Origin of the sequence: Bradyrhizobium betae, from assembly GCF_008932115.1 — a bacterium.
Lineage (GTDB): Bacteria > Pseudomonadota > Alphaproteobacteria > Rhizobiales > Xanthobacteraceae > Bradyrhizobium > Bradyrhizobium betae.
On sequence record NZ_CP044543.1, the window covers coordinates 3208766 to 3232593 of the forward strand.

A 23828-nucleotide genomic window follows, 5' to 3' on the forward strand; every position below is an offset into this window, starting at 1 on the left:
GCATCTGACAAGAGGCAAACGAGAGGGCGGATTACTTGTCCGCCCGCTGCTGCTTCTTCACCAGCAACTGCCGCAGCGCCGTGACCTTTGCCGCGGCCTGATCCGGCGGCAGATCGCCCTTCACGATGGTCTCGGCCTCGGCTTGCCTGCCTTGCAGGCCCACCACCAGCGCCAGATTGGCGCGCACGCGGGAATCGCTCGCGTTGCGCCCATACGCGCGGCGCAGCGTTTCCTCGGCCCGCGGCAGATTGTTCTGGAGCATGTAGGACAGGCCGAGATTGGACAGAACCTGCGGCTCGTCGGGCACGATCTTCAGTGCGGTCGCATAATATTGCTGCGCCTCTTCGTTGCGGCCGAGCTGGTCGAGCGCAGCGCCTTGCGCCGACAGGATTCGCCAGTCGGGATCCTCCGGCGTATGCGCGCGGCTGAGCACGTCGAACGCCTGCTGGAAGTTGCCGCTGTCGGCGAGCGCGCGGCCGTAGCCGGCAAGCAGCGCCTTGTTGCTGGAATTATTGAGCACGGCCTGCTCCATCACCGCGACGGCCTGGGCGCGCTGGCCGGTCACGCGCAGAGCCGTGCCGTATTCGAGGGCGACGTTGGGATCACCAGGCTTGGCCCGATAGCGCTCGCGCAGCGCGTCCATGTCCGGCTTGGGGTCGGCCTTGCCGGCCGTCTCCGGCTTGCCGCCGAGCGCGCCGGTGATGTCCTCGATACCGGTGGTCTGGCAGCCACCGAGCGCTAGCGCAAGGAGGCAAGGAAGCAGGAATCTCGCCGGGGGACAGGCAAGGGGCGAACGCTTGGACATACTCTGATCACTCGGCGACTGATCAGGGATGCTTGCCGATTAACGCTAAAGTCCCGTTAAGGACGTGCCCCTCGACGACCTCAGTCGGTGAATTCGGCACCGAATTCGCAACCGATGCGCCAGCGCAGGCGGCATTGGCGCGAATAATCCGGCGCGAAGATGATCGTGAACTGCGGCGGCACCTCCAGGAATTCCGCCACCACTTTCACGCCCCCGTCCGAAATATCCGTGATCGTGCAGTCCCGCGGCAGCGAGCCCGCGCCAAAATGAATCTTGGCGAGCCGCGTGCACACCCGTCGTTCGCTTCTGCGGCGATTTGCAAGCATGTTGATTGTTCACTCGTTAGACTACGGCCCATCCCGTTGCCCTAGCTGTAGCGAACATTCGTTGGGATGTGCTGTGCGGAGCCGCTCGCATTCGAGCCGTAGTGTCCACGTCGTGTTTACGACTTGTTAGGGTCGGTCCAGCCAGCGCGAATGTTCCCGTATTGTTCTTGCAAAAAGGACCGGGCTCTGCTACCCCTAATTGTACAAGAGGGCAGGCTGGTTCGGGCATGGTTCAGCGGGTTTCTACCGTCGCCTTTGAGGGGATCGAGGCCCGCGCCGTCGACGTGCAGGTGCAGGTCGCGCCGGGCTTGCCCGCCTTTGCCATCGTCGGCCTGCCGGACAAGGCGGTGTCGGAAGCGCGCGAGCGGGTCCGCTCGGCGTTGATCGCCTCGGGTCTGGCGCTGCCGGCGCGGCGGATCATCGTCAATCTCGCGCCCGCCGACCTGCCCAAGGAGGGCAGCCATTACGACCTGCCGATCGCGCTGGGGCTGATGGCCGCCATCGGCGCGATTCCGCCGGATGCGCTGACGGGTTTTACTGTGCTCGGTGAGCTCGGGCTGGACGGCTCGATCGCGCCCGTCGCCGGGGTTCTGCCCGCGGCGATCGGCGCCAATGTGCGCGAGGAAGGCCTGATCTGTCCGGCCGCGTGCGGCTCGGAGGCCGCGTGGGCGAGCCCGGACATCCAGATCATCGCGGCACACTCGCTGATCCAGATCGCCAACCACTTCAAGGGCACGCAGGTGCTGTCGCGGCCGGTGCCGAAGGTGCACGAGGCCGCCGCCTCGACGCTCGACCTGCGCGACATCAAGGGCCAGGAGAGCGCCAAGCGCGCGCTGGAGATCGCGGCCGCCGGCGGACATCATCTGTTGATGATCGGCGCGCCCGGTGCCGGCAAGTCGATGCTGGCGGCGCGGCTGCCGTCGATCCTGCCGCCGTTGTCGCCGGGCGAATTGCTGGAGGTCTCGATGATCGCCTCCGTTGCCGGGGAAATCGAGGGCGGCGCGCTGACGGCGCGGCGGCCATTCCGCTCGCCGCATCATTCCGCCAGCATGGCCGCGCTCACCGGCGGCGGCATGCGCGCAAGGCCCGGCGAGATCTCGCTCGCGCATCAGGGCGTGCTGTTCCTCGACGAGCTGCCGGAGTTCGATCCGCGCGTGCTGGATTCGCTGCGCCAGCCGCTGGAGAACGGCGAGGTCTCGGTGTCTCGCGCCAATCATCGCGTGACCTATCCGGCGCGCTTCATGCTGGTCGCGGCCATGAACCCCTGCCGCTGCGGCAATGCGTTCGAGCCGGGCTATGCCTGCAAGCGCGGCCGCATCGACCGCTGCACCAGCGATTATCAGGCCCGCATCTCCGGCCCGCTGATGGATCGCATCGACCTGCGCATCGAGGTTCCCGCGGTGACGGCGGCCGATCTGATCCTGCCGCCGGCGGCGGAAGGCTCCGCCGAAGTCGCCGCGCGCGTGGCTGCGGCGCGCGACATCCAGCTCGCGCGCTACGCCGACGCCGGCCTGCCACAGGTGCGCACCAATGCCGAAGCACCGAGCTCCGTGCTGGAGGAGATCGCCAGGCCGGATGCGCAAGGCCAGAAGCTGCTGCGTGATGCCGCCGAGACCATGCGGCTGTCGGCGCGCGGCTATCACCGCGTGCTGCGGGTGGCGCGCACGCTCGCCGACCTCGACAGCGCCGAGAAGATCGGCCGGCTGCATCTGGCCGAGGCCCTGTCTTACCGCGCACTCGCGGAGGATGTGCGCCAGATGGCGTGATCACTCCGCGCATCAACCCGACGGTAACGAGTTTCCTTTACGCTCTGCAAACCATAAGGCCCAAAGTTCCAATCGCAGCTTCATTGACGAGTTCCACACCGGGCCTGGCGAGTAGCGTGTCATGTTGCGTTTCAATATCCTGGCCTCGGTCGTTCCCCTGTTGGCGGCCGCGGTGTTCGCCCGCAGCGAAATCGTGACGGTCTCGCATCCCTGCATCGCCCTGGGCGATACCTCGGTCGAACTGACCACGCTGTTCTGGACGGCCGGCGTCCATGTCGCCTTCACCGACGATCTGTCGCGGGCCACGGTGCGGGTCCGGATCACCGACGATGCAGACGACGCGGACTTCGCGGTCGTCGACGACGGCCTCGGCTCCGAGACGGACTCCTGCCAGGCCAATCCGGCGAACCGCCTCATCACCATCGCGGCGCAGCCTGTCGACGGCGGCCCGGTCATCTACCTCTCCACCGACGGTCCCGCCGATTACCGCGTCTATGTGCGCTCGAAGACGTTCTCGCAGCGCGAGGCGGCAGCGCTGATCGTCGGCGCCCATGGCGGCCATCGCCCGCTGCCGCTGCAGGCAGCCTCGCTCTGAAGCGCTAACACCTCGCTAACCCTGTTCAGAGCCGGAAACAAAGCCTCAAGCTGTTTGCAAGGTCGGCGAGACATCGTCGCAACCGGCGGCGGTGTGGTTTCGGACAAGAGTCGGGGTCGGTGAAGATGGGTCGAACGTTCCGGATCAAGGTGCGCATGCGCCGCTTCAGGCGGCAGCATCCCAGAATCGCCTTCGCGATCCGTTCCTTCATGATCTTCTCGGCGACGTTCGGCGGCGCCTATGGATTCGTCACCGGAAGCCGGTCCGAGGCGTCAGGCTACGATCCCAAAGCGTTCGCGATCGGCGCGAGCTTCCTGTTCGCGCTCGCCTGCCTCGGCCTCGCCACGCTCAGCATGCGCCTGCGCTTCGTCAACAAGCGGATGCGCACGCTGGCCGCCCACAACGAGGCTCTGATCGACCGCAACTGGGAACTGAAGGAAGCCGAAGAGCGCTCCCGCAGCCTGTTCGAACAGCAGGGCGATTTGATCGTGCTGCGCGATCATCAGGGCCGCATCACCTTCGCCAATGACGCCTATTGCGCGCTCGCGGGGCAGGCGCGCCGTGCGCTGGTCGGCACGCGTTTCAATTTCGACGTACTGGAGCAGGGTGACAGCGCGCGCGAGAGCAACGGCACGCGCATTCACGACCAGAGGATCACCACGCCGCTCGGCGCGCGCTGGATCGCCTGGCGCGAGGGGTATGTTCGGCTCGATGCCGGCCAGCCCGCCGAATTGCAGAGCGTGGGACGCGACGTCACCGATCGCACCGAGACCGAACGCGCGCTGTCCGACGCACGCGACCAGGCCGACGCCGCCAACCGCGCAAAATCGCGCTTCCTCGCCATGGCTTCGCACGAGATCCGCACGCCGCTCAACGGCATCATCGGCATGGGCGGCCTCCTGCTCGACACCAATCTGACGCCGGAGCAGGCGACCTATGCAAGGGCGGTGAAGACATCAGGCGAAGCCTTGATGGCGCTGATCGAGGAGCTGCTGGACTATTCCAAGATCGAGGCCGGCAAGCTCGATCTCGAGCAGCGTCCCTTCGCGCTCTCCACCCTGATCGAGGAGATCACCGAGCTGCTCGCGCCCCGGGCGCAGGCCAAGCAGCTCGAGATCGCCGCCTATGTCGACGAGCGCCTGCCGCTGGAAGTGGTCGGCGATGCCGCGCGGCTGCGCCAGGTGCTGCTCAACCTTGCCGGCAACGCCATCAAGTTCACCGCGAGCGGCGGCGTCGCGCTGATCGTCGAGCCCGGCATCTGGCCGAACGAGATCAGCTTCCTGGTCCGCGACACCGGTATCGGCATCGCAGCGGACGCGCAGCAGCGCATCTTCCGCGAATTCGAGCAGGCCGACGAGCGCGTCGCCCGCACCTATGGCGGCACCGGGCTCGGCCTCGCCATCAGCGAACGCATCGTCAAGCGCATGGGCGGCCGCATCACGCTGACCAGCGAACCGGGCAAGGGCTCGACCTTCGAGGTCGCGATCCCGCTCGCGCCGTCGCAAGCCGGTGCGGGACAGACCGCGTTCCCAAGCCCCGACCTGACCGGAAAGTCCATCCTGCTGATCGCCGACGGCATCGAAGCGTCGCTGATCGCGCGGCGGCTGGAGCGCTGGGGCGGCCAAACCTGCCTGGTCTCGGATGGAGCGGTCGCCGAGGCGCTGCTGCCGGAACGCTCGTGGCACGCGGTGCTGATCGACCGCGCGCTCGGTCCCGCCATTGCCGACCAGCTGGGAGAAGCCGCGCGCGCGCACGCGCCGCAGCGGCTGGTGCTGCTGACGTCGAGCTCGCGCCATGAAAAGCTCTCGGCCGCCTTCACCGGCTTCCTGGTGAAGCCGCTGCGCGCGGCCTCGCTGGCCGCACGGCTCGCGCTGACGCCGGAGGTCGCCTCGCCGGATCTCGCGCCGGAGCCGCCAGTTGAATCGACCAGCGCGGCGCCAGCCAAGGGTCTTTCGATCCTCGTTGCCGAGGATAACGAGATCAACGCACTGCTGATGCGGTCGCTCCTGACCAAACTCGGCCATCGCGTCGTCATCGCGATCGATGGCGAGGCCGCGCTGGAATCCTGGCTTGCCGCATCGTCCGCCGGCGCGCCCTATGACCTCGTGCTGATGGACATCCAGATGCCGCGTCTCGACGGCATCGAGACGACCAAGCGCATCCGCGCCCACGAGGCCGCCGCCGGCGGTCACCACACGCCGATCCTGGCGCTCACCGCCAATACCCTGGTGGAGGATCGCTACGCCTGTTTCGAGGCCGGCATGAATGGATTTCTGATCAAGCCACTCGATCGCGACAAGCTGGACGAGGCGCTGGCGGGGCCCGCGGCGTCACGGCATCTGGCGGTGTAGCGTCGATTGAAGGTGCCGTAGGGTGGGCACGCTACGCTTTGCCCACCATTCGCGTTCAACAATGCCGGATGGATGGTGGGCACGGCGCTTTGCGCCCTTGCCCACCCTACGGCGTCGAGCTCTTACAGCCTTCTCAACGCCACGCTCTGCACCACGTGGTCGGCGCCCTTCTTGATGATGAGGGTCGCACGCGGGCGGGTCGGCAGAATGTTGTCCTCGAGATTGGCGAGGTTGGTGCGTTCCCAGATCGCGATCGCGGTCGCGGTGGCTTCCTCGTCCGACAACAGCGCGTAGCGGTTGAAGTAGGACTTTGGATTGGTGAACGCGGTGTCGCGCAGCGCCAGGAAGCGCTTGATGTACCAGCGCCGCAGCGCCGCTTCGTCGGCATCGATATAGACCGAGAAATCGAAGAAGTCGGAGACCACAGGCACCGCCTTGCCGTCACGCGGCAGCTTGCCGGTCTGCAGCACGTTGACGCCCTCGACGATCAGGATGTCGGGCTGGTCGATCTCGGCCCATTGGTTCGGCACGATGTCGTAGGTCAGATGCGAGTAGACCGGCGCCCGGACGTGGCGGCGGCCGGCCTTGATGTCGGAGAGGAAGCTGAGCAGCAGCGGCAGGTCGTAGCTCTCGGGAAAGCCCTTCTTCTGCATGATGCCCTGCCGGTCGAGCACCGCATTGGGATAGAGAAATCCGTCAGTGGTGATCAGCTCGACCTTCGGACGCGGCGACCAGCGCGCCAGCAATGCCTGAAGCACGCGGGCCGTGGTGGATTTTCCGACCGCGACCGAACCGGCGACGCCGATGATGTAGGGCATCTTGCGGTCGCGGATGTTGAGAAACTGGCGCTCGGCGTAATACAGCCGCTGCATCGCGTCGACGTAGATCGAGAGCAGCCGCGACAGCGGAAGATAAATGTCCTCGACCTCCTGCAGGTCGAGACGATCGTGCAGCGAACGAAGCCGGTCGAACTCGCCCGGCTCCAGCGTCATCGGCGTGTCGTCGCGCAAACGCGCCCACTCTTCGCGCGTATAGACGCGGTACGGATTATACTGCTGCTCGGGTGCGCGGATATCCATGACGCGACCTTTCCGTTGGGGACCTACTAGCCCTTACGCGAAGCTTTCTCTTCCAGACCTGACATATTCGTACGCTTGTCCAGCGCCGCTTCCACTTCTTCCAGCTTCACGCCGCGGGCCTTGAGCAACACAAGGAAGTGATAAAGCAGGTCGGCGCCCTCGGCGATCAGATGCGCGCGATCGTTTTCGACTGCAGCGATGACGGTTTCGACTGCTTCCTCGCCGAACTTCTTGGCGCAATGCTCGGCGCCCTTGTCTAGGAGCTTGCGGGTATAGGAGGCTTCGCCTCCGGCCGCCGCGCGGGCGTCGATGGTTTCGGCTAGATCGTGGATCGTGAAACGCGGCATCGGAATTACTCGGAAACACAAGAGGACACGGCGGCCATCCCCGCCGGCCTGTGTAGCATTTTTATGAAGCGGAGTCGTCAGGCATCGAGGCGCATGGGCAGCCCCCGCCGCGACATGTGCTCCTTGGCTTCACGAATGGTGAATTCCCCGAAATGGAAGATCGAGGCGGCCAGAACGGCTGTGGCGTGCCCGTCGCGGATACCGTCGACGAGATGGTCGAGATTGCCGACGCCGCCCGAGGCGATCACGGGAACGGCAACGCTGTCGGCGATCGCCCGGGTCAGCGGAATGTCAAAACCCTGCCTGGTGCCGTCGCGGTCCATCGAGGTGAGCAAAAGCTCGCCAGCCCCGAGCGAGACCACTTCCTGGGCATATTCGATGGCGTCGATGCCGGTCGAATTACGGCCGCCATGGGTAAAGATCTCCCAGCGCTCGCCGCCGCCCGCACGCTTGACCCGCTTGGCGTCGATCGCGACCACGACGCATTGTTCGCCGAATTTTTCGGCAGCTTCCTTGACGAACTCGCGCCGCGATACCGCCGCGCTGTTGATCGAGACCTTGTCGGCTCCGGCGCGCAGCAGCGTCTTGATGTCGTTGACCTCACGCACGCCGCCACCGACGGTCACGGGCATGAAGCAGGCCTCCGCCGTGCGCCGGACCACGTCCAGCATGATGCCGCGGTTCTCGTGGGTCGCGGTAATGTCGAGGAACGTCAGCTCGTCGGCACCGGCCGCGTCATAGGCGATCGCGGCTTCGACGGGATCGCCGGCGTCACGCAGATCGACGAAATTGACGCCCTTGACGACCCGTCCGTCCTTGACGTCGAGGCAGGGGATCACGCGCACCTTGAACATCGGATGACTCCTAGGCGCGTGCGTTGCGGATCAAGGTGAGGGCGGCGGCGGGATCGAGCCGGCCGTCGTAGAGCGCGCGGCCGGCGATCGCACCAGCCAGCTTCTTGGTGCGCGGCGTCAGCATCGCCTTGACGTCCTCGATCGAGGCGAGGCCGCCCGAGGCTATCACGGGGATAGAGATGGCGTCGGCCAGCGCAATGGTCGCGTCCAGGTTGAGGCCCTTGAGCAGGCCGTCACGCGCGATGTCTGTGAAGATGATGGCGGCAACGCCGGCATCCTCGAAACGCTGCGCGATTTCCAGCACCGTCACCTGCGAGGTCTCGGCCCAGCCTTCGACCGCGACCTTGCCGTCGCGGGCATCCAGCCCGACCGCGACGCGGCCGGGAAATTTCCTGGCCGCGGCTTTCACCAGTTCAGGATCGCGCACCGCCGCGGTGCCGATGATGACGCGGGTGATGCCCTTATCGAGCCAGGCTTCGACGGTCGCGAGATCGCGAATGCCGCCGCCGAGCTGCACGGGAATCTTGATCGCCTTCAGCATCGCCTCGACGGCCTGCGCATTCACCGGCTTGCCGGCAAAGGCGCCGTCGAGGTCGACGACGTGGAGATACTCAAACCCCTGCGCCACAAAGCTCTGCGCTTGCGCGGCGGGATTGAGGTTGAACACGGTGGCGCGCGCCATGTCGCCTTGCTCGAGGCGCACGCACTGGCCGTTCTTGAGGTCAACAGCGGGAAAGAGAATCACGGCTTCCATCGCAAAAAGTTCGAGATCAAGGCCAAGCCGAAACGCTGGCTCTTCTCGGGGTGGAACTGGGTGCCGATGGCGGTGTCCTTGGCGACGATCGCAGTCACCGGGCCACCATAGTCGGCGCGCGCGAGCACGTCCGCCTCGTTGGCGGCGTTGAGGTGGTAGGAGTGCACGAAATAGGCGTGCTGGCCCTTGGGGCCGAGCGACAGCTTGTTCAGCACCGGGTGCTCGCGCAGAACGTCGAGCGTATTCCAGCCCATGTGCGGGATCTTCAGGCTTTCATCGCGCGGCGTGATTTTTTCGACGTCGCCGCCGATCCAGTTCAGACCGTCGGTCGTGACATGCTCCTTGCCGCGACTCGCCATCAGCTGCATGCCGACGCAGATGCCGAAAAAGGGCCGCGCCTTGACGCGCACCGCTTCGTTGATCGCCTCGACCATGCCGTTGACGGCATCCAGCCCGCGCCGGCAATCGGCGAAGGCGCCGACGCCCGGCAGCACCAGACGGTCGGCGCTATAGGCCTGGTCCGGATCGCTGGTGACGAAGACCTTTTGCGGGTTCTCCATGCTGCGCGCGGCGCGCTCGAAAGCCTTCGCGGCGGAATGCAAATTGCCGGAACCGTAATCGATGATGGCGACGCTCATCGTGACCCTCCCGGTTCTGGAAACAAACCAATGATGCCGCCGGCCGGAATCGGCGGCGGGTTCGAGAATTGCTGGCCCGGCGTGTGGCGGGTCGGCGGCGGACCGCCGCGGTCGACCGCCCATTGATCGTTGACGATGCCGTGCTGCTTCTGGCTCCAGCGCTCGAAGAAGCGGCGCTCGGCCGTATCCTCGTCATCGCCGACAACCACGTCGAGCTGCCGCCATTTGCCGCGCGACAGGGTCCAGCGGCGCAGGCTGGAGGCCTCGAACCCCATCAAGAGCGCGACAATGACATTGGCCAGGAAGATCGAGCTGCGGCCAACGCCGAGGCTATGCAGGGCGGCATCGAATGCAGCCAGGAAGATCACCCAGCCGATCAGCGCCAGCCACAACCTGTTCCAGAGCAGCCAGAACGGGCCGAAAACCATCGCCCAGACATGGAAACCGTCGCGCACGAACACGAACTTGTCGGTCGCGCGCAGGTCGGCTCCTGCAGGGGAGGGAGCATGAACTGTGTAGACAGGCATGGCGATGGCCCGTTCCTAGGAATTCAGTGATGCCGCCGGCGTCATTTCGTCAACCGACGGAGATGTCAGCCGCCGAGCGAGCCCTTGGTGGACGGGATTTCGCCCACAGCCTTGGGATCGATCGCGACCGCGGTGCGCAGCGCCCGCGCCAGGCCCTTGAAGCAGGACTCGGCGATATGGTGGCTGTTATCGCCATATAGGGTCTCGACGTGGAGAGTCACGCCGGCATTCATGGCGAAGGCCTGGAACCATTCGCGCACCAGCTCGGTGTCGAACTCACCGATCTTGTCGCGGGGGAAGTCGGCCTTGAACACCAGGAACGGGCGGCCTGAGATGTCGATGACAACGCGCGACAGCGTCTCGTCCATGGGCATGTGGATCCCGGCATAGCGGGTGATGCCCGCCATGTTGCCGAGCGCCTGCTTGACGGCCTGGCCAAGCGCGATGCCGGTGTCTTCGGTAGTATGGTGATGGTCAATGTGCAGATCGCCGACCGCCTTGACCGTGAGGTCGATGCGGGAATGGCGGGCGAGGAGATCGAGCATATGGTCGAAAAAGCCGATGCCGGTCGCGATATTGGCCACGCCGGTGCCATCGAGGTTCACGGTGACCTCGATGTCGGTTTCCTTGGTCTTGCGCTTGATCGTCGCGGTGCGCATTGAAAGCTGGCTTTCGCTGTGGTTCGGGGCCGAAAACGCCAGTCTATTAACAGCCAAATGACACCTTCGCTACTGCGGGAACGGCTGGCGGGGCTCTACTTCTGCCTATGGTGAGCGAAATTGGGCCCGGAGCGGCCCGTTGTGCGCCCCTGTTGTCCCCTTGCCCCCGACCGACTAAATCAGGCCGGACAACGAGGTATTTCATGCAGGATTCCCAGAACAGCTCGCCGGGCTGGCACGGCACCACGATTTTGACGGTCCGCAAGGGCGGCAAGGTGGTGGTCGGCGGCGACGGCCAGGTCTCGATCGGCCAGACCGTGATCAAGTCCAACGCCAAGAAGGTCCGCAGGCTCGGCAAGGGCGACGTCATCGGCGGCTTTGCCGGCGCCACCGCAGACGCCTTCACCCTGTTTGAGCGGCTGGAGAGCAAGCTCGAGCAATATCCGGGGCAATTGACCCGGGCCGCGGTCGAGCTCGCCAAGGACTGGCGCACCGACCGCTATTTGCGGCGGCTGGAGGCCATGATGATCGTGGCCGACAAGGACGTCTCCCTGGTGCTGACAGGCACCGGCGACGTGCTCGAGCCCGAGTCCGGCGTGATGGCGATCGGCTCCGGCGGCAATTACGCGCTGGCCGCCGCCCGCGCCCTGCTCGACACCGACAAGGACGCCGAGACCATCGTCCGCCGCTCGCTCGACATCGCCGCCGACATCTGCGTCTACACCAACCGCAACATCACCGTCGAAACCCTGCCGGCCGGCTAGCAGATGGCATTGGCCCGCAGCACCAGCCCGACCCATCAAGCGCTTCCGCCGCTCGCCTGGGTCGGCATCGCATTGTTGCTGCTGGCGCTGCAGGCCTCGATCCTGTTCGCGATGGGGCGGGTGCCGATCTGCACCTGCGGCTACGTCAAGCTGTGGCACGGCGTAGTCAACAGCTCGGAGAATTCGCAGCATATTGCGGACTGGTACAGCTTCTCGCACGTCCTGCACGGCTTCCTGTTCTACGGATTGACCTGGCTGCTGTTTGCGCGCCTCCCGTTGCTGCGCCTTTCCTGGCCCGCGCGGCTGATCATCGCGATGCTGATCGAAGGCTGCTGGGAGATCGTCGAGAACTCACCCTTCATCATCGAGCGCTACCGCGCCGGCACGATTTCGCTGGATTATTTCGGCGACAGCATCGTCAATTCGGTCTCGGACAATGTGTGCATGGTGCTGGGGTTCCTCGTGGCGCGCGTGCTGCCGATCAAGGTCACTGTCGCGCTCGGGCTCGCCTTCGAGATCATGCTGGCGCTGCATATTCGCGACAATCTGACGCTTAACATTCTGATGCTGATCCATCCGATCGACGCCGTGAAACAATGGCAATCGGGTCCGCCGATCATCTGACGGCTGAAAAAAGCAGCTTGTCCCGGCCCGCATCTGACCCTAGCTAAGATCCCATGACAGACTTCTCTCCCCGCGAAATCGTTTCCGAACTCGACCGTTTCATCGTCGGCCAGGCCGATGCCAAGCGCGCCGTCTCGATCGCGCTGCGCAACCGCTGGCGGCGGCAGCAGCTCACCGGCACTTTGCGCGAAGAGGTGCTGCCGAAGAACATCCTGATGATCGGCCCCACCGGCGTCGGCAAGACCGAGATCGCGCGGCGCCTCGCCAAGCTCGCGAATGCGCCGTTCCTGAAGGTCGAGGCGACGAAGTTCACAGAGGTCGGCTATGTCGGCCGCGACGTCGAGCAGATCATCCGCGATCTCGTCGAGGTCGCGATCGCCCAGGTGCGCGAGCGCAAGCGCAAGGACGTGAATGCCCGCGCCCAGCTTGCCGCCGAGGAACGCGTGCTCGACGCGCTGGTCGGTGCCAATGCCAGCGCCGCGACGCGGGAGTCGTTCCGCAAGAAGCTTCGTGCCGGCGAACTCAACGACAAGGAAATCGAGATCGAGACGCAATCGTCCGGCGGCGGCATGCCGATGTTCGAGATTCCGGGCATGCCGGGCGCGCAGATGGGCGCGGTCTCGATCGGCGACATCTTCGGCAAGCTGGGCGGCCGCAGCAAGACGCGGCGGCTGACGGTGGAGAGTTCGCACGAGATCCTCGTCAACGAGGAATCCGACAAGCTGCTGGACACCGATCAGCTGACGCTGGAGGCGATCAGCGCGGTCGAGAACAACGGCATCGTGTTCCTGGACGAGATCGACAAGATCTGCGCCCGTGACGGCCGCGTCGGCGGCGACGTCTCGCGCGAGGGCGTGCAGCGCGACCTGCTCCCCCTGATCGAGGGCACCACGGTCTCGACCAAGCACGGCGCGGTGAAGACCGACCACATCCTGTTCATTGCGTCCGGCGCCTTCCACGTCGCAAAGCCGTCCGACCTGCTGCCGGAATTGCAGGGCCGCCTGCCGATCCGCGTCGAATTGCAGGCGCTGACCCGCGACGACATGCGCCGCATCCTGACCGAGCCCGAGGCTTCGCTGATCAAGCAATATGTCGCGCTGATGCAGACCGAGGGCCTGACGCTCGACATCACCGACAGCGCCATCGACGCGCTGGCCGACGTCGCGGTCGCCGTCAACTCGACCGTTGAGAACATCGGCGCCCGGCGGCTCCAGACCGTGATGGAGCGGGTGTTGGACGAAATCTCCTTCACCGCCCCCGACCGCAGCGGCGAGACCGTCCGGGTCGACGCCGATTTCGTGCAGAAGCACGTCGGCGACCTCGCCAAGAACGCCGATCTGAGCCGGTTCATTTTGTAATTCCGCGCGGCCACGCTATGGATGCGGCGTGACCGCACGCATCCTGCAAAATCCCTGGCGCCTTCTGCTCGCGATCAACGCGGCGGTCATCGTCGGCGTGTTCGTCCACAAGATCCAGCTGCCGCCTTACGTCCCCTACATCCACCTGCTCGTCGACTATCATTTCGGCTTCATCAAGCGCGCGCTGATCGGAGCCATCGTTGCACTGTTCACCGCAAAGGTGCCGGTCTGGCTGGTGTTCGCGATCGGCGGGGCGACATGGCTGGTGACGTCAGCCCTCTACGCAAGGCTGTTCCAGAAGACGTTCGGCTTCACCGCGAGAACGCTGCCGCTGTTCGTGTTCATCGCGGGCTCGCCGTTCTTCCTGAAGAACTTCATGCACACGCTCGGCCATTTCGACATCTATGGCTGCGCGCTGGCGATCATCCTGCTGCTGATGCCGGCGGGCTCATTGCTGTTCGTGGCAATGGCCACTTTGTTCTCGATCGTCCTCGTCCTGATCCACCACATTCACCTGCTGATGTATGTGCCGACCATCATCACCATCGTCGTGATCCGGCACTACCTCGCCTGCGGCTGCAATCGCAGCAATGTCGCATTCGGCGTCGCTGCCCTCGCGATCGTGACCGCGCTGTTCTTCGCCGCGCAATTTTTGGGAACGATGCCGATCCCGGAAGCGGACTTCGTTGCCTACCTGAAAACCCGGATGGCCGATCCCTCGCGCACCGATCTGCTGCAATTCAGCTACATCTGGTATCAGCCGCTGGCGAAGGAGATTTCCGACACCTGGAGCCGCCTGCCGCACAATAGCCTCGGCATGCCCGTGTTCGCGCTGCTGATCTGGCTGCACACGCCGCTGTGGCGCTTCTTCGCAAACCTGATCGGCGCGCTCGCAAGCGACACGCATCGCCGTCTCGTGGTTGCGGCGCTGATCGGTATCAGCCTCGCCTATCTCGTGATGTTCGCGATGGTGTTCGACTATTCGCGCTGGATCTCGAACTGGGCGGTCTGCATGTTCCTGGTGCTGCATGCGGTGAAGATGCTGCCGGCCGCGCGGGAGACGTCGCTGATTCCGGCGGAGGATCGGACGACGAACATCTTCGGCCTGATCCTCACCCTGATTCCGCGCGTCGGAATCGTGCGACCGTTCTAAAATCTCGCCCGGCGGATCCGTACATACAGCGCGCCCTCGCCGCCATGGCCGATCGCGGCCTCCTCGAAGCCGACGACGAAGGCGCGGAATTCCGGCAGGCTCAGCCATTCCGGCACCTGGCGGCGAAGCACGCCGCTTTCGCCACCGCTCCTCCCCTTGCCGGTGATGACCAGCACGAAGGTCAGGCCATCGTGATGGGCGCGGTGCAGGAAGCCGGTCAACGCGCGATGGGCGCGCGTCTGGGTCATGCCGTGCAGATCGAGGCGCGCCTCGATCTCGCTGCGGCCGCGCGATAGTTTTGTGCGCTCCCGCTTGCCGAGCGGTGCCAGCGGCGGCATGGCCGGTTTTGCGACACGCGGTGCCGGTGCAGCGGCAATGGGCCGGGGTGGCGGCGCAGGTCGCGTCACCGATGGCACAGAAGAGGGCTCAGTGCGCGCCGCCGCCGGCGCCTTTGCCGCGCGGTGCTTCTTCAGCGGCTTGACCTGTCTTGCGACCGTGTCCCAGAGCTCGCGCTCTTCCTCGCTCAGCGCGCGGCGGCGCGGCGAGGGACGAGGCTCCAGCACGGGCGGACGGGACGATCGCTTCATTGCTGCGGATGGGAACGATTTTTTGCCGGCCGCCGCGGCTCGCGAACGGGCTCTATCACGGGACGCGGAACCGGCAGCGGCACCGGGCTGGCGACAGCGACCGTCTCACTCTTATCTTGCGCCACGGCTGCGGCTGGAGCCGCCGGCTTGCCCTGATCCTTGCTGGAATCCTTGGCGGGAGCGGTTTGTGGAAACAGCTTTGCGATCTTCTCCGAGGGCCGCGGGTCCGGCACCGGCAGCTTGGCGGCGCGCACCGCGGGATCGATCCCCCTAGGCACCAGCATGACGAAATGCATGGGATGGCGCAGCCGGCCCGAGACCCGGCCGGCATCCGCGCCTGCGCCGAAATAGAGATCGGCACGCGCGGGTCCAATGATGGCCGAGCCGGTGTCCTGCGCGATCATCAGCCGATGGAACGGCGTCCTGGCGCGTTCGGACTCGATCGGCAGCTCGCCCTCGATGAAGAACGGCGTACCGTAGACATGAAGCGATTTGTCGACCGCGATGGAGCGACCCGCGGTCAGCGGAATGCCTTGCGCACCGACCGCCTCGTCCTTGTCGGACAGATTGACCTCGCGGAAGAAGATGTAGGCACGGTTCTGGCGGCGCAGCTCCTTGGCGCCGTCAGGATTTTGAGCCATCCACTCCCTGATCTTCTGCATCGACATCTCCTCTTTCGGGATGATGCCGCGCTCGATCAGGATGCGACCCACGGCCGTATAGGGATAGCCGTTATAGGCGTCGTAGTTCAGCCGGAGCGTCGTGCCGTCCTCGAACTTGATCCGCGCCGAGCCCTGGATCTGGGCGAACAAAAGATCGGTCGGGTCCTTCAGCCAGGCGACCTCCAGCCCGCGGCCGGCGATCTTGCCGTCCTCGATCTCGCCGCGATCGTAATAGGGCACCAGCTTGCGGCGGCCGATCTTGCGATAGACCGGGCCCTTGTTGGGCAGGCTCACCGAGTCCTGCTTGTAGCCGCGCACGAAAAGGTTCGAAGGACGGCGATAGACCGGGACGTTGTAGACATCGGTCTGCGTGCGCGATCCCTCGAGCACCGGCTCGTAATAGCCGGTGACGAAACCATCGGGCTCACCGAGGCGGGAGATCCGCAGCGGCGCAAAATTCTCCTCGAAGAAGGTTTTGGCCTTGGCGTCGTCGGTGAGCTCCAGCGATTTGGCGGCGCGGCAAGGTTCGCTCAGCGAGCCGCCGAGCGCCTTCAGTTCAAGTGCCTTGGGCTCGGAAGCGCCGGTCTGCGCATTGATCGACTTGCAGCTGGCGCGGAACGTCTTGTAGGCGGCGAGATGATCGTCATCGCTCCAGCCCTTCACGTCAGCCCAGGGCAGCGGCAGATATTGCGCGCCGGGGATTTCGAAGGGCAGGGGAAGCTGCGGATAGGGCAAGGCCCGCTGGGGAGCCGCAGGCAGTGCCGGAAGGTGGTGATGATGGCTGCGATGGTGCCGCCGCGCCGCCTCGGCGCCGAGCGAAAACGACGACAGCACGACGAGGGCAGCGCAAAGCGCCGTCGCGCTGTTCTTCAGGAATACCTTAATTCGCGCTACCGGTGCCAACCAGCTTCCAGTTCGGATCGCGAGAGGTGATGTCGCGGGCGAAAGTCCAGATGTCGGTGATGTCGGCAACCGTGTCGGCGCTGCCGTCGACGATGTTGCCGGCCTTGTCGCGGGTGGCCGAGATCATCTGCGAGACGAAGCGGATCGTGAGCTGGGCGGTGCGATCGCGCAGCTCGGCGCCGACGAGCTCGGCCTTGTCGATCGAGACGAAGCGCGTCTCGGTCTTCTGCTCGTTCTTCTCGCGCTCCTTGATGGCGGCGTCGAAGCTCTCATAGACCTCAGACGACAGCAGGTCGCGCAGTGCGCGGCGGTCGCCATTGGCAAAGGCCAGCACGATCATCTCGTAGGCGCCACGGGCACCCGAAATGAAATGGCGCGGGTCGAAGGTGGAATCCTTGTCGACGATGGCGTCGAGACCCTGGGCCAGCGTGGTGCCCGGCTCGGTCAGGCCCTTCCAGCGGTCCGAGGGCGGGGCCGGCTCGGCCGTCGGAGCCAGCGGGGCCTGGTCGATCACCTTGCCCGGCATGGTCACGACGTTCTTGTCCGGGGCACCCCCCAGTGCATTGCGGGCGGCGGTGCGGTCGAACGGCGGCCGTTCGTTGCCCGTCCGCTGCCCCAATACGCTGCGCAGCCTCAGAAAGATGAAGACCGCCAGCGCCAGGAAGATGATGGTGTAGATGTCCACGTCGTATTCGCTTTCTGGTCTTCTCTAGAAGGGGTCGTCGCCGGGAAAATCAATCCGGCCAGTAGACCGTTCCATACAGGAACGGCAAGTCTACATCACCATTTTAGGTCCGCGCGTCAGGTCCGTGGGATGTAGGCACGAAATCTTGCCCGGCCAATGGCGCCTTTTGGCACAGTGACAAGTGTAGCGCGTTTTATGCTTAAGGGGAAACCCGATCCTGCCCGGAAATCGCGCATCTTCAAGCGTTTAACGCACGATTTCGCTGGGCGGGCGGGATGAACGTCCCAGTTGTGGGCACGGACCGGAAACCCCATCCGGGACCGTTCGTCCTTGTGGAATGAGGCGGCCCTATGTTAGCCAACCGCCGCGAAATTCAGCCCAAATCGGGTAAGGAGAGACTTTCATGACCAACGGCAACGGCACCCCTCCCGAGGCGGCCCAGGCTCCCCAGCTCAACGTGCTGGCGCAGTACACCAAGGATCTTTCGTTCGAGAACCCGAACGCGCCGAGCTCGCTCCAGCAGCAGAGCCAGCCGCCCCAGATCAACATCCAGATCAACGTCAGCGCCAACAATCTCAGCGAACAGGAGTTCGAGGTGACGCTGTCGGTCGAGGGCAAGGCCGAGACCGCCGGCAAGGTGATGTTCTCGTTCGAGCTCGCTTATGCCGGCGTGTTCCGGATCGCCAACGTGCCGAAGGAGAATTTGCATCCGCTGGTCATGATCGAATGCCCGCGCCTGCTGTTCCCGTTCGCCCGCGAGATCATCGCGACCGCGGTGCGCGACGGCGGGTTCCCGCCCCTGATGCTGGATCCGGTCGACTTCGTCGGTCTCTACCGTCAGAACATGGAGCGGCAAATGGCCGCCGGTGGTCAGGCAGGCCAAGCTTAACTGATAGGCTAACCAGCAGGGCCTAACCGGCTGGAGGGGCGACTGGAGCGGGCAGGAACTCGTTCCAGATCGCCTTGTCGCCGAGCGTGGCGATAAAGGCCCGATGCGCCTCGCGCTCGGCATCCGAAATCCGGGGCGCGAGCGGCACCAGCCGCTGCCGCCGCGGCGCATCTCCGGCCGCATGGATACGGATATCCTCGGCTTCCGACGCCAGCAGCAATTGCGACTGCCTCGCCCCGACCAGATCGACATAGACTTCGGCAAGCAACTCGGCATCGAGCAAGGCGCCGTGCTTGGTGCGGTGCGAATTGTCGATCAAATAGCGCGAGCAGAGATCGTCGAGCCGGTTCGACACGCCGGGATGCTTGCGCCGCGCCAACAACAGTGTGTCCACCAGCCGCTCGCGCGGAATTGCCGCACGCTTGATCCTGTCGAGCTCGGCATTGATGAAGCTGATGTCGAACGAGGCGTTGTGGATCACCAGCGGCGCGTCGCCGATGAACTCGAGGAATGCATCGACCACCTCGTGGAACAGCGGCTTGGTCGACAGGAATTCGGCTGACAGCCCGTGCACCGCAAAGGCTTCCGCCGGCATATCCCGTTCGGGATTGATATAGACGTGATACGTCTGCCCCGTCGGCATCCGGTTCAACATCTCGACGCAGCCGATTTCGACCAGGCGATCGCCGCGCAGGGGATCGAGGCCGGTGGTTTCGGTATCGAGAACGATTTCGCGCATGATCTTGAGACGCCGTGTGAGGGCGGCGAATCAGGCTCGCCGCTGCGGCATTTTAACGACCTCGGCCAGAATGTGCGTGATTTGAGCGCGCACAGGCTCAACTCCGTGTGACGTATCCACCACGAAATCGGCGCGTCGGCGCTTTTCCGCGTCCGGCGTCTGCTTGGCAATGATGGCGTCGAGCTTGGCCTCGTCCATCGTGCCGCGCGCCAGCACCCGTTCACGCTGGAGTTCTGGCGAGGTCGACACCACGACGACAGCGTCAACCCGCTTCTCGCCGCCGGTTTCGAACAGCAATGGAATGTCCAGCACAACGACCGGCGCCTTGACGGCTTCCGCAGCGGCAAAGAATTTCTGGCGGGAAGCGCCGAGCATCGGATGCACGATCTGCTCGAGCTGCTTGATGGCGGCGGGATCATGCACGACGCGCGCAGAGAGTTTCGGCCGGTCGACCTTGCCGTTCACGGTGGTCCCGGGAAAGGCGGCCTCGATCGCGGGAGCGGCCTCTCCTTCATAGAGCTGATGAACGGCAGCGTCGGCGTCGTAGACGGGCACGCCCGCCTCCGCGAACAATTTTGCGGTGGTGGATTTGCCCATCCCGATCGAGCCGGTCAGTCCCAGGATCCGCATCAGCGCCCAGCCTCGTCTGCCATTCACACCGCAACTAGCCGTTCGCTGCGCAGGAACGCAAGCAGCGGCAGCAGCGGTAGTCCGAGAATGGTGAAATGGTCGCCCTCGATCCGCTCGAACAGATGGATACCGAGGCCTTCGAGTTGATAGGCGCCGACGCTGGTGGTGACGGCATCGCCGGCGGCGTCGAGATAGGCAGAAAGCTCAGCCTCGCTCATCTGCCGCATGGTCATGCGGGCCACCGCGACGTCCTCGAAAACAACCTTGCCGTCGCGCGCCACGGCGACAGCGGAATTCAGCTCGTGGCTCTTGCCGGCGAGATCGCGCAATTGCGCCAGCGCCTGCGGCCGGCCCGCGGGCTTGTTGAAGAGACGCATCCCGAGGGCCAGCGTCTGGTCGGCGCCGATCACATGGCTTCCGGGACGATGGACCGAGACCGCTTTCGCCTTCTCGCGGGCCAGCAACAGAGCAATCTCGCGCGGGTTGGAAAGCCCTGAGGCGGCCTGAATGCCGCGCTCATCGATATCGGCCGTAACAGCCTCAAACGCCAGCCCGGCATTGGAAAGCAGCATTTTCCGCGCGCTGCTTTGCGAGGCCAGGATCAACGGAGACTTGCCGAGCCACAGACCCATCGCGAAAACTATTCAGAGGGTCGATTGCGCTGGCGATCACTGTAGAGCTTCATGATCGCCGCTGCGGTTTCCTCGATCGAACGCCGCGTGACGTCGAGCAGCGGCCAATCGTGCTTGGCGCTGAGCTTGCGGGCGAACGCGACCTCCTCGGCGACCGATTGCTTGTCGGTATAGGTGTCGCCGCTGGAGTCGGCGCCCATCGAGAGAAGACGGTTCGTACGGACCTGGATCAGGCGTTCCGGCGTCGCATGCAGACTGACCACCAGCGGGCGTGTCAGCGTCTCCAATTGCGCCGGCACCGGAATGCCAGGCACCAGCGGCACGTTGGCGGTGCGGATGCCGCGATTGGCGAGATAGATCGATGTCGGCGTCTTCGACGTTCGAGACACGCCGACCAGCACGACATCGGCATCGTCGAGACCTTCGACGTGCTGACCGTCATCGTGGATCATCGTGTAATTCAGCGCGTCGATGCGCTTGAAATATTCCGCGTTGAGGACGTGCTGGGCGCCGACGCGACCGGTGGTCGCAGCCCCGAGATACGCCTCGAACAGCTGCATCACCGGACCGATGATCGACAGGCTCGGAACGTTGATTCCCTTGCACTTGTCCTCCAGCCTGGCGACCAGATCCTTCTCCAGCAGCGTGAACAGCACGATCCCCGGTGCTTCCTCGATCTCGTCGAGCACGCGATCGAGCTGCTTCTGGCTGCGCACCAGCGGATAGACATGCTCGACCGGGGTGACGTTCGCGTACTGCGCGGCAACGGCCCGCGCGACGGTGATCAGCGTTTCGCCGGTGGAGTCGGACACGAGGTGCAGATGGAAATAATTGTTCGAGGTCGGCACAAAAGCCCTTTGTATGGAGAGGGTGTGGTTTGTGGATTTCTGTGGACCTTAACCCCTCGGAAAGGGTTGCGCGACACCGGGGGCGGGACAACTGCCAATTTTGTTCACACCACTGCCCCTCTGAACAAGTTCGATGCCCCGGAAATGCAGACATGGAATTCCGCGGACAACCCCCTTGATAAGCTGCCGACAGACACGCGCAAGCCTTTGAAGCTGGCCGACTTCTCGGAAGTCGCCAGAGCTTCCAGGGATATGTTGATGGATGTGAACAAACGATCGGGAACGTGCGGACGGAATCTTGTGAGTCCAATTCACGGTCACATAGACTCAAACCTTAAGAATCTAAGATTCTTTATAGGAGAAGGGACGCTCCAGATGGACTATGTGTGCAGGTGAGACCTTAACGAGTTCTTACTATCCCCAGTTCCATTCGCTGGCAGAAATCCCGGGCGCCAAACATGTTCGAAGACGTCTACCTCTGGATCAAGGCGCTGCATGTGATCGCGGTCATCGCCTGGATGGCCGGCATGCTCTATCTGCCGCGACTGTTCGTCTATCACTGCGAAGCCGAGATCGGCTCGAAGCAGTCCGAGACGTTCAAGATCATGGAACGCCGGCTGTTCAAGGCGATCATCAACCCTGCCATGATCGTGACCTGGCTCGCCGGGCTCTATCTCGCCTGGTCCGGCCACTGGTTCACGTTCGGCTGGCTGCACGTAAAACTGGCATTGGTCCTGGCGATGTCCGCGGTCCACGGCTTTTTTTCGCGTTGGCTGAAGGATTTCGCCGCCGACCGGCGCCCGCGGAGCCAGAAATTCTATCGGATTATCAACGAGGTGCCGACCGTCCTGATGATTCTCATCGTCGTCATGGTGATCGTGAAGCCGTTCTAGGCAAGATTCTGGGCAATAATCGCGAACGATCGCTCAGCGCTTCGGCTTGCGCAGTGAGAAGCGATTTTCTATATTAGCGGCATCCCACCCAACGCAGGCGGATGTGGTTGTGTCTGAGCTTTCCAGAGGCCGGACACCGCATCAGGTTTGAAGCCTCACCGGCGCTCTCCTTGCCAGACCTGCGGACCTTACCTTTTCGCGTCCGCATTTCAGAGCCTCCTCGCACCCCCTCCCAAGGTTACCCCACAGGACCACCCCAATGCGGGAAATTAAACTCCAGGACCTCAAGTCGAAGACGCCGGCCGAGCTCGTCTCGTTCGCGGAAGAGCACGGGGTCGAGAACGCCAGCACCATGCGCAAGCAGGAATTGCTGTTCGCCATCCTCAAGCAGCTTGCGCTCGCGGAAACCGATATCGTCGGCGAGGGCGTCGTCGAGGTGCTCTCGGACGGTTTCGGCTTCCTGCGCTCGCCCGATGCGAATTATCTGCCGGGCCCGGACGACATCTACGTTTCGCCGTCGCAGATTCGCCGTTTCGGCCTGCGGACCGGTGACACCATCGAAGGCCACATCCGCAGCCCGAAAGAGGGCGAGCGCTATTTCGCGCTGCTGAAGGTCAACACGCTCAATTTCGAGGACCCGGAAAAGGCCAAGCACAAGGTCAATTTCGACAACCTCACGCCGCTGTTTCCGAATCAGCGTTTCCGCATGGAAATCGACGATCCGACGAGAAAAGACCTTTCTGCAAGGGTGATCGACATCGTCGCGCCGATCGGCAAGGGCCAGCGCGCTCTGATCGTGGCGCCGCCGCGCACGGGTAAAACCGTGCTGATGCAGAACATCGCGCATTCGATCACGCACAACCATCCCGAATGCTATCTGATCGTGCTGCTGATCGACGAACGTCCGGAAGAAGTCACGGACATGCAGCGCTCGGTGAAGGGCGAGGTCGTGTCCTCGACCTTCGACGAGCCGGCGGTGCGTCACGTCCAGGTCGCCGAGATGGTGATCGAGAAGGCCAAGCGACTGGTCGAGCATGGCCGCGACGTGGTCATCCTGCTCGATTCGATCACGCGCCTCGGCCGCGCCTACAACACCGTGGTGCCGTCATCCGGCAAGGTGCTGACCGGCGGTGTCGACGCCAACGCCCTGCAGCGCCCGAAGCGCTTCTTCGGTGCCGCCCGCAACATCGAGGAGGGCGGCTCGCTGACCATCATCGCGACCGCGCTGGTCGATACCGGCAGCCGCATGGACGAAGTCATCTTCGAAGAGTTCAAGGGCACCGGTAACTCGGAACTGATCCTGGACCGCAAGGTTTCGGACAAGCGCACCTTCCCGGCGATCGATATCTCGCGCTCCGGCACCCGCAAGGAAGAGCTCATCACCGACCCGCAGGTGCTCAAGAAGATGTACGTGCTCCGCCGCATCCTCAACCCGATGGGCACGATGGACGCGATCGACTTCCTGCTCGACAAGCTGCGCTCGACCAAGAGCAATTCGGAGTTCTTCGACTCCATGAATACCTGAGTGCAGTGCAATATAAACGCAGAGGGCGCCTTCGGGCGCCCTTTTTGTTTGTGCGGTCTTGCTGCAGCAAATTTGCAGCATGACGAACGGCCCGACATAGATCTGAGTCGTTAAAGCTGTTGATATATCTATGGAATGCTTGACGGAGGTCTAGCCCATAGGGCGCAAGCTCAGATCTCGGCAGAAGAATACTGCGGTTTATATTGCACCGCAATATCACCTTTGCTGCGCGTTA

At 64.1% G+C, this 23828-nt stretch carries 26 protein-coding genes; 10 read left to right on the plus strand and 16 right to left on the minus strand.

Annotation, left to right across the window (positions count from 1 at the left end; translation table 11 throughout):
• Window positions 1-31: 31 nt before the first annotated feature.
• A complete protein-coding gene (locus F8237_RS15315) occupies window positions 32-805 on the minus strand; it encodes a tetratricopeptide repeat protein (RefSeq protein ID WP_151645848.1) in 774 nt (257 codons plus the stop codon).
• A gap of 80 nt (window positions 806-885) precedes the next feature.
• Window positions 886-1131 carry a PilZ domain-containing protein gene (locus F8237_RS15320; RefSeq protein WP_027534981.1) on the minus strand — a complete coding sequence of 82 codons (246 nt, stop codon included), beginning with the start codon at window positions 1129-1131 and terminating at the stop codon, window positions 886-888.
• A 227-nt stretch (window positions 1132-1358) separates the two neighbouring features.
• Here F8237_RS15320 and F8237_RS15325 point away from each other — a divergent pair, with 227 nt between their 5' ends.
• From F8237_RS15325 to F8237_RS15335, 3 genes are all read left to right on the plus strand, one after another.
• Window positions 1359-2897 carry a YifB family Mg chelatase-like AAA ATPase gene (locus F8237_RS15325; protein WP_151645850.1) on the plus strand — a complete coding sequence of 513 codons (1539 nt, stop codon included), beginning with the start codon at window positions 1359-1361 and terminating at the stop codon, window positions 2895-2897.
• A 121-nt stretch (window positions 2898-3018) separates the two neighbouring features.
• Entirely contained in the window at window positions 3019-3492 is a 474-nt protein-coding gene (locus F8237_RS15330; protein ID WP_151645852.1) for a hypothetical protein, read from the plus strand.
• Window positions 3493-3617: 125 nt separating this feature from the next.
• The gene (locus tag F8237_RS15335) at window positions 3618-5843 is read left to right on the plus strand and encodes a response regulator (protein WP_162006377.1); all 2226 of its coding nucleotides are present in this window, start codon (window positions 3618-3620) and stop codon (window positions 5841-5843) included.
• Window positions 5844-5965: 122 nt separating this feature from the next.
• Here the strand turns inward: F8237_RS15335 and coaA are convergent, their stop codons facing one another.
• The 7 genes from coaA to hisB all read right to left on the minus strand — a co-directional run bounded on the left by coaA (window position 5966) and on the right by hisB (window position 10701).
• On the minus strand, window positions 5966-6922 hold the full coding sequence (gene coaA, locus F8237_RS15340) for a type I pantothenate kinase (protein WP_151645856.1): 957 nt from the start codon (window positions 6920-6922) through the stop codon (window positions 5966-5968).
• 26 nt (window positions 6923-6948) lie between these two features.
• Window positions 6949-7269, minus strand: coding sequence for a phosphoribosyl-ATP diphosphatase (locus F8237_RS15345; protein WP_151645858.1), 321 nt, complete (start codon window positions 7267-7269; stop codon window positions 6949-6951).
• Between the two features lie 77 nt (window positions 7270-7346).
• A complete protein-coding gene (gene hisF, locus F8237_RS15350; RefSeq protein ID WP_151645860.1) occupies window positions 7347-8123 on the minus strand; it encodes an imidazole glycerol phosphate synthase subunit HisF in 777 nt (258 codons plus the stop codon).
• Window positions 8124-8133: 10 nt separating this feature from the next.
• On the minus strand, window positions 8134-8877 hold the full coding sequence (hisA, locus tag F8237_RS15355) for a 1-(5-phosphoribosyl)-5-[(5-phosphoribosylamino)methylideneamino]imidazole-4-carboxamide isomerase (protein ID WP_201280197.1): 744 nt from the start codon (window positions 8875-8877) through the stop codon (window positions 8134-8136).
• Window positions 8865-9515 (minus strand): imidazole glycerol phosphate synthase subunit HisH, encoded by a 651-nt coding sequence (gene hisH, locus F8237_RS15360; protein ID WP_014438822.1) that lies wholly within the window; start codon window positions 9513-9515, stop codon window positions 8865-8867. Before hisH ends, hisA begins: the two co-directional genes overlap by 13 nt.
• Complete coding sequence (locus F8237_RS15365; protein ID WP_151645862.1) at window positions 9512-10042, minus strand: DUF2628 domain-containing protein; 531 nt, start codon at window positions 10040-10042, stop codon at window positions 9512-9514. The genes hisH and F8237_RS15365 overlap by 4 nt, the downstream gene beginning before the upstream one ends.
• A gap of 65 nt (window positions 10043-10107) precedes the next feature.
• Complete coding sequence (hisB, locus tag F8237_RS15370) at window positions 10108-10701, minus strand: imidazoleglycerol-phosphate dehydratase HisB (RefSeq protein ID WP_151645864.1); 594 nt, start codon at window positions 10699-10701, stop codon at window positions 10108-10110.
• 203 nt (window positions 10702-10904) lie between these two features.
• Here hisB and hslV point away from each other — a divergent pair, with 203 nt between their 5' ends.
• The 4 genes from hslV to F8237_RS15390 are packed head-to-tail and all read left to right on the plus strand — an operon-like array spanning window position 10905 to window position 14600.
• The gene (hslV, locus tag F8237_RS15375; RefSeq protein WP_151645866.1) at window positions 10905-11465 is read left to right on the plus strand and encodes an ATP-dependent protease subunit HslV; all 561 of its coding nucleotides are present in this window, start codon (window positions 10905-10907) and stop codon (window positions 11463-11465) included.
• Window positions 11466-11468: 3 nt separating this feature from the next.
• A complete protein-coding gene (locus tag F8237_RS15380) occupies window positions 11469-12089 on the plus strand; it encodes a DUF2585 domain-containing protein (RefSeq protein WP_151645868.1) in 621 nt (206 codons plus the stop codon).
• 53 nt (window positions 12090-12142) lie between these two features.
• Window positions 12143-13447, plus strand: a complete 1305-nt coding sequence (gene hslU, locus F8237_RS15385) for an ATP-dependent protease ATPase subunit HslU (protein WP_151645870.1) — start codon at window positions 12143-12145, stop codon at window positions 13445-13447.
• Between the two features lie 28 nt (window positions 13448-13475).
• On the plus strand, window positions 13476-14600 hold the full coding sequence (locus tag F8237_RS15390) for a hypothetical protein (RefSeq protein WP_151645873.1): 1125 nt from the start codon (window positions 13476-13478) through the stop codon (window positions 14598-14600).
• On the opposite strand, the gene F8237_RS15395 is transcribed toward F8237_RS15390, so the two are convergent.
• Genes F8237_RS15395 through F8237_RS15405 form a run of 3 tightly spaced genes read right to left on the minus strand, consistent with a single transcriptional unit; the run spans window position 14597 to window position 17437 of the window.
• The gene (locus tag F8237_RS15395; RefSeq protein ID WP_151645875.1) at window positions 14597-15187 is read right to left on the minus strand and encodes a Smr/MutS family protein; all 591 of its coding nucleotides are present in this window, start codon (window positions 15185-15187) and stop codon (window positions 14597-14599) included. The genes F8237_RS15390 and F8237_RS15395 overlap by 4 nt on opposite strands.
• Window positions 15184-16752, minus strand: coding sequence for a murein transglycosylase A (mltA, locus tag F8237_RS15400; protein ID WP_162006061.1), 1569 nt, complete (start codon window positions 16750-16752; stop codon window positions 15184-15186). Before mltA ends, F8237_RS15395 begins: the two co-directional genes overlap by 4 nt.
• Complete coding sequence (locus F8237_RS15405; protein WP_151645877.1) at window positions 16730-17437, minus strand: Tim44/TimA family putative adaptor protein; 708 nt, start codon at window positions 17435-17437, stop codon at window positions 16730-16732. The genes mltA and F8237_RS15405 overlap by 23 nt, the downstream gene beginning before the upstream one ends.
• Before the next feature lie 403 nt (window positions 17438-17840).
• Between F8237_RS15405 and secB the strand changes: the two genes are divergently transcribed.
• Window positions 17841-18326, plus strand: a complete 486-nt coding sequence (gene secB, locus F8237_RS15410; protein WP_151645879.1) for a protein-export chaperone SecB — start codon at window positions 17841-17843, stop codon at window positions 18324-18326.
• Between the two features lie 22 nt (window positions 18327-18348).
• Here the strand turns inward: secB and dnaQ are convergent, their stop codons facing one another.
• From dnaQ to F8237_RS15430, 4 genes are read right to left on the minus strand one after another with little or no spacing between them, the layout of a single operon-like run.
• Window positions 18349-19065, minus strand: coding sequence for a DNA polymerase III subunit epsilon (gene dnaQ / locus F8237_RS15415; protein WP_151645881.1), 717 nt, complete (start codon window positions 19063-19065; stop codon window positions 18349-18351).
• A 30-nt stretch (window positions 19066-19095) separates the two neighbouring features.
• A complete protein-coding gene (coaE, locus tag F8237_RS15420) occupies window positions 19096-19695 on the minus strand; it encodes a dephospho-CoA kinase (protein WP_151645883.1) in 600 nt (199 codons plus the stop codon).
• 23 nt (window positions 19696-19718) lie between these two features.
• Window positions 19719-20327 (minus strand): Maf family protein, encoded by a 609-nt coding sequence (locus F8237_RS15425; protein WP_151645885.1) that lies wholly within the window; start codon window positions 20325-20327, stop codon window positions 19719-19721.
• Between the two features lie 8 nt (window positions 20328-20335).
• Window positions 20336-21175 (minus strand): pyruvate, water dikinase regulatory protein, encoded by an 840-nt coding sequence (locus F8237_RS15430; protein ID WP_014438838.1) that lies wholly within the window; start codon window positions 21173-21175, stop codon window positions 20336-20338.
• A 458-nt stretch (window positions 21176-21633) separates the two neighbouring features.
• Between F8237_RS15430 and hemJ the strand changes: the two genes are divergently transcribed.
• Together hemJ and rho are read left to right on the plus strand one after the other, a co-directional pair.
• A complete protein-coding gene (gene hemJ / locus F8237_RS15440; RefSeq protein WP_151645887.1) occupies window positions 21634-22068 on the plus strand; it encodes a protoporphyrinogen oxidase HemJ in 435 nt (144 codons plus the stop codon).
• Between the two features lie 259 nt (window positions 22069-22327).
• Complete coding sequence (gene rho, locus F8237_RS15445) at window positions 22328-23593, plus strand: transcription termination factor Rho (protein WP_028133442.1); 1266 nt, start codon at window positions 22328-22330, stop codon at window positions 23591-23593.
• Window positions 23594-23828: the final 235 nt, after the last annotated feature.

Bases quoted from the DNA above. Each gene is read 5' to 3' on its own strand.
- dnaQ (WP_151645881.1), bottom strand. From the start codon at position 19,065: ATGCGCGAAATCGTTCTCGATACCGAAACCACCGGCCTCGATCCCCTG.
- rho (WP_028133442.1), top strand. From the start codon at position 22,328: ATGCGGGAAATTAAACTCCAGGACCTCAAGTCGAAGACGCCGGCCGAG.
- secB (WP_151645879.1), top strand. From the start codon at position 17,841: ATGACCAACGGCAACGGCACCCCTCCCGAGGCGGCCCAGGCTCCCCAG.
- hisA (WP_201280197.1), bottom strand. From the start codon at position 8,877: ATGGAAGCCGTGATTCTCTTTCCCGCTGTTGACCTCAAGAACGGCCAG.
- F8237_RS15345 (WP_151645858.1), bottom strand. From the start codon at position 7,269: ATGCCGCGTTTCACGATCCACGATCTAGCCGAAACCATCGACGCCCGC.
- hisH (WP_014438822.1), bottom strand. From the start codon at position 9,515: ATGAGCGTCGCCATCATCGATTACGGTTCCGGCAATTTGCATTCCGCC.
- F8237_RS15365 (WP_151645862.1), bottom strand. From the start codon at position 10,042: ATGCCTGTCTACACAGTTCATGCTCCCTCCCCTGCAGGAGCCGACCTG.
- F8237_RS15330 (WP_151645852.1), top strand. From the start codon at position 3,019: ATGTTGCGTTTCAATATCCTGGCCTCGGTCGTTCCCCTGTTGGCGGCC.
- hisF (WP_151645860.1), bottom strand. From the start codon at position 8,123: ATGTTCAAGGTGCGCGTGATCCCCTGCCTCGACGTCAAGGACGGACGG.
- hemJ (WP_151645887.1), top strand. From the start codon at position 21,634: ATGTTCGAAGACGTCTACCTCTGGATCAAGGCGCTGCATGTGATCGCG.
- hslU (WP_151645870.1), top strand. From the start codon at position 12,143: ATGACAGACTTCTCTCCCCGCGAAATCGTTTCCGAACTCGACCGTTTC.
- coaA (WP_151645856.1), bottom strand. From the start codon at position 6,922: ATGGATATCCGCGCACCCGAGCAGCAGTATAATCCGTACCGCGTCTAT.
- F8237_RS15325 (WP_151645850.1), top strand. From the start codon at position 1,359: ATGGTTCAGCGGGTTTCTACCGTCGCCTTTGAGGGGATCGAGGCCCGC.
- hisB (WP_151645864.1), bottom strand. From the start codon at position 10,701: ATGCGCACCGCGACGATCAAGCGCAAGACCAAGGAAACCGACATCGAG.
- F8237_RS15315 (WP_151645848.1), bottom strand. From the start codon at position 805: ATGTCCAAGCGTTCGCCCCTTGCCTGTCCCCCGGCGAGATTCCTGCTT.
- F8237_RS15380 (WP_151645868.1), top strand. From the start codon at position 11,469: ATGGCATTGGCCCGCAGCACCAGCCCGACCCATCAAGCGCTTCCGCCG.
- F8237_RS15320 (WP_027534981.1), bottom strand. From the start codon at position 1,131: ATGCTTGCAAATCGCCGCAGAAGCGAACGACGGGTGTGCACGCGGCTC.
- coaE (WP_151645883.1), bottom strand. From the start codon at position 19,695: ATGCGGATCCTGGGACTGACCGGCTCGATCGGGATGGGCAAATCCACC.
- F8237_RS15425 (WP_151645885.1), bottom strand. From the start codon at position 20,327: ATGGGTCTGTGGCTCGGCAAGTCTCCGTTGATCCTGGCCTCGCAAAGC.
- hslV (WP_151645866.1), top strand. From the start codon at position 10,905: ATGCAGGATTCCCAGAACAGCTCGCCGGGCTGGCACGGCACCACGATT.
- F8237_RS15395 (WP_151645875.1), bottom strand. From the start codon at position 15,187: ATGAAGCGATCGTCCCGTCCGCCCGTGCTGGAGCCTCGTCCCTCGCCG.
- F8237_RS15335 (WP_162006377.1), top strand. From the start codon at position 3,618: ATGGGTCGAACGTTCCGGATCAAGGTGCGCATGCGCCGCTTCAGGCGG.